Raw genomic sequence first — 11,914 nt, forward strand, 5'->3', positions numbered from 1 at the left:
CCCGTTCCTATGGCCATCACGTTGCTATGTCTACGACTGTAGACACGCCGAGAAGCGGTAGTCTACACTCGTAGATGTGACGACAGGCACACACGAATCGGACCATGGCCCACGGCGACGAGACGCCAGCGCAACCCGCGAGGCGATCCTGAATTCAGCAATAGAGGCGTTCACCCGACTGGGCTATGACGGCGCTGGGGTGCGTGAGGTCGCCGGGGGTGCCGGGGTGACCGCGATGTTGGTCAACCGCTACTTCGGCTCGAAGGAGCAGCTCTTCGCCGAGGCGGTGGACCGCTCGTTCGCTCCCCGTACCGTCGTCAGCAACGACCCGAGCGAGCTGAGCGAACAGACGGCCACCAGGTTGGCTGCCCGGACCGCGCCAGACGCCGACAACCTGGACCCGTTCCTGCTGATGCTGCGCTCTGCGGCAAATCCACGAGCTGCTGAGATCATGCGTGCGGCGATCGAAAAGCACGTGGGACAGCACCTGGCCGGCATCTTGCCCGGGCCGGAAGCCGCGCTACGCGGGGACCTGCTGCTCTCCCTAATCGCCGGGGTGTGGCTGATGCGCAAGGTCATCGCAACCCCGGCACTCACTGGCGTGGACCAGGGCACCCTCACGCGACAACTGCAGGATCTGATGCAGGTCCTCGTCGACGCCCCACAAGACCAAACAACGTCTAACTCTTGAGTGTTGGAGGCGGCGCCAGCAGACCGCGTTCAGGAACGACCGATGGAGCGGTCGAGAAAATCGCGGATGATCGGCGCGGCGACGTCGAGCTTGTCTTCCAGCAGGAAGTGGCCTGTGTCGAGCAGGTGGAACTCGGCCGACGGCAGGTCGCGCCGATACGGGTGGGCGCCCTCGGGTGGGAAAATCGGGTCGTTCTGGCCCCAGATGATCAGCGTCGGTGGCTGATGGTCGCGGAAGAACGCCTGGAATTCCGGATACAGCGTGACGTTGCTGCCGTAGTCGTAGAACAGATCCAGTTGAATGTCCGCGTTGCCGGGGCGGGCGAGCTGGGTGGCGTCGTGGGTCCACCGGTCGGGGTCGAGTCGGCTGAGGTCGTGCACCCCCTGCGTGTACTGCAACTTGACCGTGTCGGGGCCGAGGATGAACGCGATGGCCTGACGGCGCTCGTCGGTCTTCTCCGCCCAGTAGGCCTTGATCGGATCCCAGAACTCGCTCAGGCCCTCCTCGTACGCGTTGCCGTTCTGCACGATGAGCGCGCCGACCCGCTCGGGCCCCTTGAGGGCCAGCCGGAACCCCGTCGGCGCCCCGTAGCCGAAGCAGTAGAGCGCGTAGCGATCCACGCCGAGCTGGCCAAGGAGGCCGTCCATCAGATCGGCGAAGGTGGCGAAGGTGTAGTCGAACGTCGACCGGTCCGGGCTGGCGCTGTGGCCAAAACCCGGGAAGTCCGGCGCGATCACCCGGTACCGGTCCGCGAGCAGCGGGATCAGGTGGCGGAACTGCGAGGACGACGCAATCCCCACCACGTGGAGTCCTTTCGGCACAAGGGAAAGCGGTGCCGCCCCGGGAATGGCCCGGTCGGCTCACGCTTCGGTCAGCATGGCATGCGGCAGGGGACCCGACGTGCCGAAATGGCTTATCGAATACCGCCCGACAACAGGTGGGTGCGGAGGAAGTCGAGTTCCAGGGGGAGTAGCCGCTCGGCGGTGCCGTTCGCGGCCATGTGGGTGGCGCCGGTCAGCGGTAGCACGGCGTGCGGGCGGCCGGTGCTCAGCAGGGCCGCGGAGAGCCGGAGCGTGTGCGCGGCCACCACGTTGTCGTCGGCCAGGCCGTGCACCAGCAGCAACGGGCGGGCCTGGTCCGGACCGGTGACCGGCTCCGCAGCCAACTCGATGAGCGAGTGGTGCGCGTACACGTCCATGCCGTCCTCGGGCAGGCCGAGATAACGCTCGGTGTACGCGGTGTCGTACAGCGCCCAGTCGGTCACCGGGGCGCCCGCGATGCCGCACTTGAACAGCTCTGGGTGGCGCAACACCGCCAACCCGGCCAGCCACCCGCCGAATGACCAACCCCGCACCCCCACCCGGCCCAGGTCCAGGTCCGGGTGCTTGCCGGCGAGCGCGGTCAGCGCGTCGATCTGGTCGGCCAGGATCACGTCGGCGACCCGCCGGTGGATCGCCTTCTCGAACGACGGCGCCACGCCCGGCGTACCCCGGTTGTCGATGGTGACCACCGCGAACCCGGCGTCGGCCCACCACTGCCGTTCCAGCCACGCGGCCCGGGCCGCCACCACCTCCTGGTGTCCCGGACCGCCGTAGATGTCCAGCAGCACCGGCAGCCGCCGGCCCGTCACATGGTTGTCGGGGTAGAGCACCGCCGCCGGCAGCCGCCGGTCGGTCACTCGCTCCAGCAGGGGCAGCGGAGAGTACGGCGGGTTGGCGGCCAGTGACCGCAGCTCGGCCAGCTCCTGCCCGCCGCGCGACACCGTCCACCGCACTCCGGCGTGGTCCAGGGAGGCGGTTCCCACCACCAGGACGTCCCCGCCGACGGCCGCCGTGTGCCAGCCCGAGTCGGTGGTGAGTCGCCGGGCGTCCACCCCGCCCCCGATGGTCGTACGGACCCGGAACAGGTGCCGTTCGCTCGGCTCCCCGTCACTCGCCTCGACCAGCAGGTCGGCGGGACCGCTGACGGCCGGCAGTCGACCCACCACCCGTCGCACGTACAGCGACGGGGGAGTGAGCAGGGTGCCGTCGGCGAACAGGCAGCGGGCGTCGTACCCGTCGTGGGCCAGCTCGCCGCCGACCAGCACCCGGCCGTCCGGCAGGTGTGCCGGCGTGCCGGCGATCGGTTCCACCCAGCGCGGATCGGCCAGCTCGGCGTGCACCTGCGTCTCACCGGTGCGCGGGTCCACCGCGAGCACCAGCCCGTGCTGCTGCGAGCGGCGCAGCACGGTGATCAGCGGGCTGGCCTCGCCCCAGCTCACCCCGGTCAGGTACGGGTAGGTCTCCCGGTCCCAGTGCACGTCGACCCAGCCGTCGTCCAGGTCCAGCAGGTGCAGGCTGACCTCGGCGTTCGGGCCGCCGGCCCGGGGGTACGCGACGGCCGTCGGCGGGCTGGCCGGCTCGGCCGGGTCGTGCAGGTGCCAGCGGTCCAGCCGGGACTCGTCCACCCGGGCGGCGAGCACCATCCGCCCGTCCGGGGACCACCAGTAGCCCCGGTACCGGCCGAACTCCTCGGCCGCGATGTGCTCGGCCAGACCCCAGCTCACCCCGGCGTCCTCGCCAGCCAGCAGGGTGTCCGTGCCATCCGCCTCGATGACGCGCAGCTCACCCCGGCGCACCCCACCGGCCGCGTCGGTCACGTACGCCAGGCGTTCCCCGGTCGGATCTGGTCGAGGATCCAGCACCGGACCGACGGCGGTCACCTCCACCACGTCACCGTGCACCAGATCGGCCCGGAACAGCCGACCGGCCAGCGCGAACACCGCCACCCGTCCGGCGGCGTCCAGCGCGTAAGAGCCGATGCCGGCGGCAGTGAGTCGCAGCCGTTCACGCAGCGACCGCTCGCCCGGGGAGAGCGCCCGCACGTCACCCTCGGTGCCCAGCAGGGTCGCCGGATCGGCCACCAGGCGTTCCTCGCCGGTCGCCACGTCCAGCAGCCAGAGCGCGTCCGCCGGATCCTCCGGGCCCGCGGAGCGCAGGAAGATCACCCGGGAGCCGTCTTCGGCCACGGAGACAGCGCGCGGCGCGCCGTGGCTGAACCGGCGGGTACGGGCGGCCAGCTCCGGAAAGTCCACAGGCCAAATCGTAGAGCCGCGCCGGGCGTGATGTGGCCGACCTGGGCGGACGCGTCGACGACTCCAGAACCGAACCGCCGGTTAGAGTGACCGTCGTGACGACGTTGCCCGACCGCCGCCTGCTGCTGGTCCACGCGCACCCCGACGACGAGTCGATCGGCACCGGCTCGACCATGGCCCACTACGCCGCCGCCGGCGCACACGTCACGCTGGTGACCTGCACCCTCGGCGAGGAGGGCGAAATCCACGTACCGGTGCTCGCGCAGCTCGCCGCCGCCGAGGCCGACCAGCTCGGCGGGTACCGGATCGCCGAGCTGGCCGCCGCCTGCGCCGCGCTCGGCGTCAGCGACCACCGTTTCCTCGGCGGCGCTGGCCGCTACCGAGACTCGGGAATGATGGGCCTCGCGACGAACGACCACCCCCGCGCCTTCTGGCAGGCCGACCTCGACGAGGCCGCCGGGCACCTGGTGGAGATCATGCGGGAGGTACGCCCCCAGGTGCTGATCACGTACGACCCGAACGGCTTCTACGGCCACCCCGACCACATCCAGGCGCACCGGGTGGCGATGCGCGCCGTCGAGTTGGCCGCGGCCGAGGGCTGCGCCCCGGCGAAGGTCTACTGGACGGCCATGCCGCTCAGTGTGCTGGAGGCGGGCATGGCGCACTTCGCCGAATCCTCGGACAATCCGTTCGCCGGCATCCAGGATCTGGCCGAGCTGCCCTTCGGCACCCCGGACGACCAGATCGCCGCCCGGATCGACGGCACCGACCAGCACGCGGCCAAGGAGGCGGCCATGCGGGCGCACGCCACCCAGATCCCGGCCACCTCCTGGCTCTACTCGATCGCCGGCAACTTCGGGGGCGAGTTCATGGGCGTGGAGTTCTTCACCCTCGCGGTCGGCGCGAAGGGGCCGGGCGTCGGCCCGTACCGCTGGGAGGACGACCTCTTCGCCGGGCTGCCCGGAGAGGCCCCCGCGGACCGGTCCCCGGTCGCGGCGGCCGGTCTCCGGTGACGCTCCCCGCCGCGCCGATGTCGGTCGTGAACGACCAGGACACCCCGCCCGAGGCGGGGCCACCGCCGCGACTGCTGGACCTGGGTCTGCGGCTGACCGGCGCGGTCGTCGTGATGGTGGCGGGCGTCGTGACCGGTGTGCTGGAGCTGCTGCTCGCCACCCTCCGGGTCGGCGGGCAGCTCATCGGGGTCTCGGCGCTGCTCGCCGTCGGCGCCAACATCGTGCTGAGCTGGTTCGCGCACGAGGTGGTCGGCCGTCGCTGGGCGGTGGCGCTGCCGGCGGTGCCGTGGTTCGCCCTGATGGCGGTGGCCGCCATCCGCACCACCGAGGGCGACCTGCTGCTGGCCGGCGACAACTGGGTCGGCCTGGCGATGATCGTGGCCGGCGCGATGACGTTCGCCGTGATGGGTTTCCGGCAGATCCTCGCCCCGCCGCCCACTCTCGGCCGCTGGTGACGCCACACAGGTACGAGTGGTAGATATTCCTGCCAGGGATGCGGCCCCGCAAACGGGGCGTACGGCAGGAGGTCGTGCGATGGACACACGGTGGCGGGCCATCGGGGTGCTCGCGGGAGGACTGTTCGCGGTCAACGTGGTCGCCCGGCTGATCACCCGGTTCGCTTTCGATAGCGACGACGCGGCGGCCGACCGGGTGTCGCTGGCGATGTTCGTGGTGATCGGGTTGACGCTGGCCGTGGTCGCCTTCCGCTGGGGACGCGTGCGGCCGCTGGCCGTGTGGGCGGGCGACGTGGCGGTCGTGGTGCTGGTGGCCATGGCCCTGACCGTGCTGGTCGGGCCGCTGCTGGTGGGCCACAACCCGTTCGCCGGCGGCGCGGGCACGTTCTTCGCCCAGATCTGGCTCTACCTGCTCGCCACCGGCCTCGGGACCATGATCGGGTACCTGGTGGCGACCGCTCTCGGTCTCGACCACCGCTCGCAGCAGCTCAAGCGGTACGCCGAGGTCAAGGCGGCCAAGCCCCGCCGCGTGGTCCGCCGCTGAGCGGACCGCGCCGCGGGCCCGGCGCGGGTCAGTGCGGGGCCACCCGGGTCAGGTAGGTGTGGTGGGTGGTGAAGCCGAGCGCCCGGTAGAGCGCCACCGCCGCGGCGTTGTGCTGCTCCACCTGGAGGAACGCGTGTGTCGCGCCGGCCGAGGCGCCCCACGCGACCAGCGTGTCGATCACGCGCCGGGCCAGCCCCTGCCGGCGTAGCGTCGGCAGCACCTCGATGAGGCTGAGTCCCAACCAACGCCCCGGACCGGTCACCGCGCCCCGCCCGATCGCCACCAGCGTGCCGTCGACGTACGCGTGGGCGAAGCGGACCTGGTCCACGGCGGTGAGCACGTGGCGTGCGGCATCCGGCAGGCCGCCCTTGCGGCCGGCGGCGATGGCCAGCCACTCGTCGCTCGGCGCGGTCGTCACCTCGACGACCGCGCCCCGCGGCCCGCCGGCCGGGACGCCGTGGGTGGGCGTCGCCAGGGGCAGCGGCGCGGTCTGTACGAGTGTCGGTGGGCGGCTGTCCCAGCCGCGCTCGTCCAGCTCGGCGCCGACCGGCGCGGCGAGCGGCAACGGCGTGTTGATCATCGCGGGCTGGCCCTGGTCGGCGTACCAGCGCTCGACCGCGTCCACCGCCGCCGCCAGCGGTCGGTCCGGATCGCCGATCGGCAGTGCCGAGTTGGCCCGGCCGGTCCAACCCTCGGCCGAGCGCAGCAGCCAGTCGCCGAGCCGGCCGCGCGTCGGCGCCGGCCAGGCCTCGTCGGCGGCCCGTTCGAGCGCCACCACCGCCGCGGCGGTCGGCCGGCGGGTCGGCGGCACCCGCTTGGCCCGGTGCACCTGCGCCACCGGTACCCGCAGCGGGCCCTGCGCCGTGGCGAGGGTGAGATGAGTCTCGCTCAACTCCACCAGCTCGCCGAGGGCATCGGAAAACAGCGGGCGGCCTTCGCGAATCCCCACAATCCGGCGGACCACGATCCGGTGTCCCACATCCTGCTGTCGGAGCACGATCGACCCCCTCCCCGGCGAGATACTAGGCTCTTACCGTCGCGGGAGATCGCGGCGCGTCTTGCGGAGGAGAAGACCGGTGACCTACATCATCGCCGAGCCGTGCGTGGATGTGCTCGACAAGGCATGCATCGAGGAATGCCCGGTCGACTGCATTTACGAGGGCAACCGGATGCTCTACATCCACCCCGACGAGTGCGTCGACTGTGGTGCCTGTGAGCCTGTCTGCCCGGTGGAGGCGATCTTCTACGAGGACGACGTCCCGGAGCAGTGGAAGGACTACACGGGCGCGAACTACGAGTTCTTCGAGGACCTGGGCTCGCCCGGGGGCGCCTCGAAGATCGGCAAGGTGGAGAAGGACGCCACCTTCGTCGCCGCGCAGCCGCCGCGCGGCGAGGGCCACTGAACCGGCCCGCGCCGGTCTCGGCACGGCTGCCCGAGTTCACCTGGGACACCCTGGACGCCGCGGCCACGCTGGCCGCGGCGCATCCGGAGGGCCTGATCAACCTCTCCATGGGCACGCCGGTCGACCCGGTTCCGGCGGTGATCCGTCAGGCGTTGGCGGACGCGTCCGACGCTCCGGGTTACCCGCTGACCGCGGGCACCCCGGCGCTGCGCGACGCGATCGCGGCGTGGGTCGCCCGGGCCTGTGGCGCTGGCGTCGACGGTCTCGGCGTCCTGCCGACCATCGGCTCCAAGGAACTGGTCGCCTGGCTGCCCACCCTGCTCGGCATCGGCCCCGGCGACGTGGTGGTCGTGCCGTCGATCGCGTACCCCACCTATGAGGACGGGGCCCGGCTGGCCGGTGCCACCGTGGTCCGCGCCGACTCGCTCACCGCGGTCGGTCCGTCCTCGCGCGTCCGGCTGGTGTGGGTCAACTCGCCCGGTAACCCGACCGGGCGGGTGCTGCCCGCGGCGCACCTGCGCAAGGTCGTCGACTGGGCCCGGGAACGCGGTGCGGTGGTCGCCAGCGACGAGTGCTACCTGCCGCTGGGCTGGTCGGCCGAGCCGGTCTCGGTGCTGTCCCCGCAGGTCTGCGGCGGCGACTACACCGGAGTGCTCGCCGTGCACTCGCTCTCCAAGCGGTCCAACCTCGCCGGCTACCGGGCCGGGTTCGTGGCCGGCGATCCGGCTCTCGTCGCCGAGCTGTTGAAGGTCCGCAAGCACGCCGGCATGATCGTGCCCGCGCCGGTGCAGGCCGCGATGGTGGCCGCCCTCCAGGACGAGGAGCACGCCGCCGAGCAGCGGGAGCGCTACCGCGCCCGGCGCGAGGTGCTGACCGCCGCGTTCACCGGCGCCGGCTTCACGGTCGAGCACTCGGAGGCGGGCCTCTACCTGTGGCTCACCCGCGACGAGGACTGCTGGCAGACCGTCGACTGGCTGGCGCGGCGCGGCATCCTGGTCGCGGCCGGTGTCTTCTACGGCCCCTCCGCGCAGCGGTACGTCCGGGTGGCGCTGACCGAGTCCGACGAGCACGTCGCAGCGGTCGCCGGCCGGCTGCGGGCCTGACCCCGGGCGGCCGGCGATGACCGACGGCGGCACCGGACGGTACGCCACCGTACGGGCGGCGGTGCTCGGCACCGGCCTGATCGGTGGTTCGCTGCTGCTGCGCCTCGCCGACGCCGGCCTCGACGTGACCGGCTGGGATCCCGACCCGGTGACGCGGGAACGGGCGCGGGAGCGCGGTGTGTCGGCCCCGGCCACGATCGAGCAGGCCGTCGCCGGCCGGGACGTGGTCTTCCTCTGCGGTCCGCTGCCCACCCTGCCCCGGACTCTGGCCCAGGTGGCCGGCCTGACCGCGCCGGGTTGTGTGCTGACCGACGTCGGCAGCACCAAGGTCGAGGTGGCTGCGGCCGCCGACGGGCTGGGGCTCACCGACCGTTTCGTACCCGGGCACCCGATGGCGGGCGCGGAGTCCGCCGGCCTGACGGCGGCCTCGCCGACGCTGCTCACCGGTGCCGCCTGGGTGCTCTGCCCGGCGACGGGTGCCGCGACGGTCGCGTTCCGCTGGCTGACCGGGCTGCTGGTGGAGCTGTTCGGTGCCCGGGTGGTGCCGATGTCCGCGCCGGCGCACGACTCGGTGGCCGCGCTCGCGTCGCACGTGCCGCACCTGTTGGCCGGCGCGCTGGCCGGGGCGGTGCAGCGGTCGCCGCTGCGCGACGCCGTGCTGGCGCTCGCCGCGGGCAGCTTCTCCGACGGCACCCGGGTCGCCGGCACCCCGGCCGAGCGGACGGCGAACATGCTGCTCGGCAACCGCGAACGGGTCCTGCACGAGCTGGCCGAGGTCCGGGTGCTGCTGGACGAGTTGGCCGGCGCGCTGCGTGCTGGCGACGCGTCCGCGCTCACCGCCGGGTACGCGCAGGCCGGCGCGGCGCGGTCGGCGTTGCGGGGCCGCCGGTTCGCGCCGGCGGACCGCGAGTTCCCGGCCGGCGGCGACCATGCCGTCGAGGTGGCCTGGCTGCGCGGGCTGGGCGACGCCGGTGGCCACCTGACGGGATGCCGGATCGGCCCGGACGTCGTCTCCTACCCGGCGTGGCTCCCGGTGGCTGACTAGGCTGGCAGGCATGGCGACGGACGGCCCGGTGGTGCAGGTGCGCGGCGAGGCGACCCGGGAGGTGCCGCCCGAGTTGGCGCGGTTCGCGGTTACCGTGACGGCCCGCGGTCGGGATCGGGAGGCGACGCTGACGCAGCTCGCCGAGCGGGCCGCCGCTGTCCGGGTGCTGCTGGACGGTGCCGAGCCGGCGGTGGCCCGGCGGGAGGCCGGCGACCTGTGGGTCCGGCCGCAGACCAAGCGCTCGGGTGAGCGCGTCGTGGGCTGGCTCGGCAGCGTCACCACGACGGTCACCGTCACCGACTTCACCGCTCTGGGTGAGCTGATGCTCCGGCTGGCCGACCAGGACCAGGTCGAGGTGGCCGGCCCCTGGTGGGAGCTGCGCCCGGACAGCCCCGCGCACCGCGAGGCGCGGCACGCCGCGATCGGCGACGCACTGCTGCGCGCCCGGGAGTACGCCGAGGCCCTCGGCGCCCGCGTCACCGCGCTGATCGAGCTGGCCGACGCCGGTCCGGGGGACCGGCCGATGTTCGCCCGCGCTGCCTTCGACGTCGGGGGCGGCGCCGGCGGCGGGGCGCCCGAGCTGGAGCTGGACCCGCGGCCGCAGACCGTGCAGGCGGCGGTGCAGGCCCGGTTCACGATCAGCGATCCGGTGCTGGGCTGATGCCGCAGGCCCGGGTGCTGGCCGTCGACGAACTGGTGGCGCGGGCGCGGTCACTTGCCGACGCCGGCCCGCGGCAACTGCTCGGCATCACCGGGGCGCCCGGCGCCGGCAAGTCCACCCTGGCCGAGCGGATCGTCGCCGAGGTAGGGCCGAGCGCCCGGCTGGTGCCGATGGACGGCTTCCACCTGGCCCAGTCGCAGCTGGTCCGGTTGGGCCGCGCCGACCGCAAGGGCGCGATCGACACCTTCGACGCCAACGGGTACGTCTCACTGCTGCGCCGGTTGCGCCGGCTGGAGCCGACCTCGGTCTACGCGCCGGAGTTCCGCCGTGAGATCGAGGAGCCGGTGGCCGGGGCGATCGAGGTGCCCCCGTCGGTCCGCCTGGTGGTCACCGAGGGCAACTACCTGCTGGTGCCGGACTTTCCGTGGCAGGAGGTCCGGACGCTGCTGCACGAGGTGTGGTTCCTCGACCTGGACGTCGAGCTGCGCCAGCGCCGGTTGACCGCTCGGCACGAGGCGTACGGGCGGTCACCGGAGCAGGCACGGGTCTGGGCGCTGGGCAGCGACGAGGCCAACGCGGCCCGCGTCACCCCCACGGCCGATCGGGCCGACCTGGTGGTCCGCCTGCCCGACCCGCCGGTGGCCTGAGCGAGACCGCCGTCACTGCCCGCCGCGGTCTTCGCCGGTCATGTCCCCGGTGCCGGGCGTTCCCGGGGCGAGTCGGTACCGCAGGAGCACCGCGCCCTTGGCGGAGGTGGCGGGCGGCTCGACGAGGGTCAGGTTGGCGGGTACGGCCCCACCGTCGAAGACCTTCTTACCGACGCCCAGCACGATGGGGAAGATCCACAGGTTGAGCCTGTCGAAGAGGCGTTCGCGCAGGAGCGTCTGGACCAGGTTCAGGCTCCCGATCACGTGGATCGTCTCGTGCCTGTCCCGCAGCTCGCGCACGGCGCTACCCAGGTCGGAGCCCAGCTGGGTCGAGCCGGCCCAGCCCAGATCCGGGTTGCCCCGTGAGGCGACGTACTTCGGGATGCGGTTGAACAGGGTGGCGATGTCGCCGTCGATCCCGTCGCCCTGCTTCGGCCAGTAGCCGGCGAAGATGTCGTACGTCCGGCGGCCCAGCAGCAGCGCGTCCATGCCCCGCATGCCCTCCATGACCTGCTGGCCGCCCGTCTCGTCGAACAACGGCGCCTGCCAGCCGCCGTACGGGAAGCCCTCCGGGTCCTCGTCCGGGCCGCCCGGCGCCTGGCCGACCAGGTCGAGGGTCGCGAACAGGTCGATGTGGATCGTGCCCATGCTGTTCTCCTAGTCGAGTTCGCGGACCGGTCGGGCCGGGTTACCGACCGCGACCACGTTGGCGGGTAGGTCGCGGGTCACCACCGCTCCGGCGCCGACGACGGTGTTCGCGCCGATCGTCACTCCCGCGAGCACGATCGCGCCGCCGCCGAGCCACACATTGTCGCCGATGGTGATCGGTTTGGCGGCCTCCCACTTGTCGCGGCGCGGGCAGGGTTCCACCGGGTGGGTCGGCGTGAGGAGCTGCACGTTCGGTCCGACCTGGACGTCCGCGCCGATGGTGATCGCCGCGACGTCGAGGAAGACGGCGTTGTAGTTGACGAAGCTCCGGGGCCCGATCCGGATCTGCCAGCCGTAGTCGCAGTAGAACGGTGGACGGATCCAGGTGCCGTCGCCCAGCTCGCCGAGCAGGTCGCGCAGCACCGCGAGCCGCGCCGCCGGATCCGCCGCGAGGCTGGTGTTGAAGCGCTCCATCAACCGGGCGGCCCGGTCCAGATCGGCGATGAGCTCGGGATCGTCGGCGAGGTAGGGCTCACCCGCGAGCATTTTGTCCTTCATGGAGGTCACCCGGTCGATGATGCCCGCTGACCTGCCATCAGTTGGCAGGTCCGTTATATTTCGGCCCTCTTTT

The 11,914-nt window shown here is 72.6% G+C and carries 14 protein-coding genes; 9 read left to right on the top strand and 5 right to left on the bottom strand.

Annotated features, from left to right (window positions below; all coding sequences use genetic code 11):
• The first annotated feature begins 76 nt into the window (after positions 1-76).
• On the top strand, positions 77-691 hold the full coding sequence (locus tag ACGGAQ_RS24940; RefSeq protein WP_393052894.1) for a TetR/AcrR family transcriptional regulator: 615 nt from the start codon (positions 77-79) through the stop codon (positions 689-691).
• A 29-nt stretch (positions 692-720) separates the two neighbouring features.
• Here ACGGAQ_RS24940 and ACGGAQ_RS24945 read toward each other — a convergent pair whose 3' ends face one another.
• Entirely contained in the window at positions 721-1,494 is a 774-nt protein-coding gene (locus ACGGAQ_RS24945; protein WP_393052896.1) for an alpha/beta fold hydrolase, read from the bottom strand.
• A gap of 110 nt (positions 1,495-1,604) precedes the next feature.
• Positions 1,605-3,764 (bottom strand): prolyl oligopeptidase family serine peptidase, encoded by a 2,160-nt coding sequence (locus ACGGAQ_RS24950; protein WP_393052898.1) that lies wholly within the window; start codon positions 3,762-3,764, stop codon positions 1,605-1,607.
• Between the two features lie 86 nt (positions 3,765-3,850).
• On the opposite strand from ACGGAQ_RS24950, the gene mshB reads away from it, so the two are divergent.
• From mshB to ACGGAQ_RS24965, 3 genes are all read left to right on the top strand, one after another.
• On the top strand, positions 3,851-4,777 hold the full coding sequence (mshB, locus tag ACGGAQ_RS24955) for an N-acetyl-1-D-myo-inositol-2-amino-2-deoxy-alpha-D-glucopyranoside deacetylase (protein ID WP_393052900.1): 927 nt from the start codon (positions 3,851-3,853) through the stop codon (positions 4,775-4,777).
• A 17-nt stretch (positions 4,778-4,794) separates the two neighbouring features.
• Positions 4,795-5,232, top strand: a complete 438-nt coding sequence (locus ACGGAQ_RS24960; protein WP_354857025.1) for a hypothetical protein — start codon at positions 4,795-4,797, stop codon at positions 5,230-5,232.
• 79 nt (positions 5,233-5,311) lie between these two features.
• Positions 5,312-5,776 (top strand): hypothetical protein, encoded by a 465-nt coding sequence (locus ACGGAQ_RS24965; RefSeq protein WP_393052902.1) that lies wholly within the window; start codon positions 5,312-5,314, stop codon positions 5,774-5,776.
• A gap of 28 nt (positions 5,777-5,804) precedes the next feature.
• Here ACGGAQ_RS24965 and ACGGAQ_RS24970 read toward each other — a convergent pair whose 3' ends face one another.
• On the bottom strand, positions 5,805-6,773 hold the full coding sequence (locus ACGGAQ_RS24970; protein WP_393052904.1) for a GNAT family N-acetyltransferase: 969 nt from the start codon (positions 6,771-6,773) through the stop codon (positions 5,805-5,807).
• A gap of 79 nt (positions 6,774-6,852) precedes the next feature.
• Here ACGGAQ_RS24970 and fdxA point away from each other — a divergent pair, with 79 nt between their 5' ends.
• From fdxA to ACGGAQ_RS24995, 5 genes are read left to right on the top strand one after another with little or no spacing between them, the layout of a single operon-like run.
• Positions 6,853-7,179, top strand: a complete 327-nt coding sequence (gene fdxA / locus ACGGAQ_RS24975; protein WP_007464872.1) for a ferredoxin — start codon at positions 6,853-6,855, stop codon at positions 7,177-7,179.
• The gene (gene dapC / locus ACGGAQ_RS24980; protein WP_393052983.1) at positions 7,176-8,282 is read left to right on the top strand and encodes a succinyldiaminopimelate transaminase; all 1,107 of its coding nucleotides are present in this window, start codon (positions 7,176-7,178) and stop codon (positions 8,280-8,282) included. The genes fdxA and dapC overlap by 4 nt, the downstream gene beginning before the upstream one ends.
• Positions 8,283-8,298: 16 nt before the next feature.
• On the top strand, positions 8,299-9,327 hold the full coding sequence (locus tag ACGGAQ_RS24985) for a prephenate dehydrogenase (RefSeq protein ID WP_393052906.1): 1,029 nt from the start codon (positions 8,299-8,301) through the stop codon (positions 9,325-9,327).
• Between the two features lie 10 nt (positions 9,328-9,337).
• Positions 9,338-9,988 carry an SIMPL domain-containing protein gene (locus ACGGAQ_RS24990; RefSeq protein WP_354861514.1) on the top strand — a complete coding sequence of 217 codons (651 nt, stop codon included), beginning with the start codon at positions 9,338-9,340 and terminating at the stop codon, positions 9,986-9,988.
• Positions 9,988-10,635 carry a nucleoside/nucleotide kinase family protein gene (locus ACGGAQ_RS24995; RefSeq protein WP_393052908.1) on the top strand — a complete coding sequence of 216 codons (648 nt, stop codon included), beginning with the start codon at positions 9,988-9,990 and terminating at the stop codon, positions 10,633-10,635. The genes ACGGAQ_RS24990 and ACGGAQ_RS24995 overlap by 1 nt, the downstream gene beginning before the upstream one ends.
• 12 nt (positions 10,636-10,647) lie before the next feature.
• On the opposite strand, the gene ACGGAQ_RS25000 is transcribed toward ACGGAQ_RS24995, so the two are convergent.
• Positions 10,648-11,283, bottom strand: coding sequence for a dihydrofolate reductase family protein (locus ACGGAQ_RS25000; protein ID WP_393052910.1), 636 nt, complete (start codon positions 11,281-11,283; stop codon positions 10,648-10,650).
• 9 nt (positions 11,284-11,292) lie between these two features.
• On the bottom strand, positions 11,293-11,850 hold the full coding sequence (locus ACGGAQ_RS25005; RefSeq protein ID WP_393052912.1) for a sugar O-acetyltransferase: 558 nt from the start codon (positions 11,848-11,850) through the stop codon (positions 11,293-11,295).
• Positions 11,851-11,914: the final 64 nt, after the last annotated feature.

This window comes from Micromonospora sp. NPDC047557, from assembly GCF_043205095.1.
Classification (GTDB): domain Bacteria; phylum Actinomycetota; class Actinomycetes; order Mycobacteriales; family Micromonosporaceae; genus Micromonospora.